The sequence below is a fragment of the Polaromonas sp. P1_G1 genome, assembly GCF_056405595.1.
The window spans coordinates 1-359 of record NZ_JBFUBU010000304.1 but is presented as its reverse complement, the minus strand read 5'-3'; the positions used below and the strand labels follow the sequence as shown (position 1 = coordinate 359).

Here is a 359-nt window from a genome sequence, read left to right as displayed (position 1 = left end):
CAACTGGGCGCGTGGCACAAACCACATCAGCGTGCCCTTGCGCTGGCAGATGGAGCAGTTGCAATCGGTGGCGCCGGTCAGTTCGCCCTCCACCTCAAATGCGATCTGCCCGCAGTGGCAGCTCCCTTGGTACGTCTGGTTCATGCGTCTATCCTTGTTGCTCCACCACGGTTTTCAGTTGGGCCAAGCCCACCGCGAAGTCTTTGCCAATCATGGTGTCCAGGTTCAAAAAGATGCCCATGACCTTGTGCACTAAGCGGTGTTTGTCGTCCAGGCTCCAGGTCACCCGTGTGCCATCGCCATCGGGGGTTAGGCTGAAGGTGGCCACATTGCGTCCCTCGAACGGTTTGATCATGTGC

2 protein-coding genes are annotated in these 359 nt (G+C 58.5%); both read right to left on the bottom strand.

What is annotated here, in order from left to right:
* A partial coding sequence (locus tag AC1D1Y_RS26970) for a GFA family protein (protein WP_477685034.1) occupies nucleotides 1–144 on the bottom strand: 144 nt, incomplete at its 3' end.
* A gap of 4 nt (nucleotides 145–148) precedes the next feature.
* On the bottom strand, nucleotides 149–359 hold a 211-nt coding region (locus AC1D1Y_RS26965), incomplete at its 5' end, for an SRPBCC family protein (protein WP_477685033.1).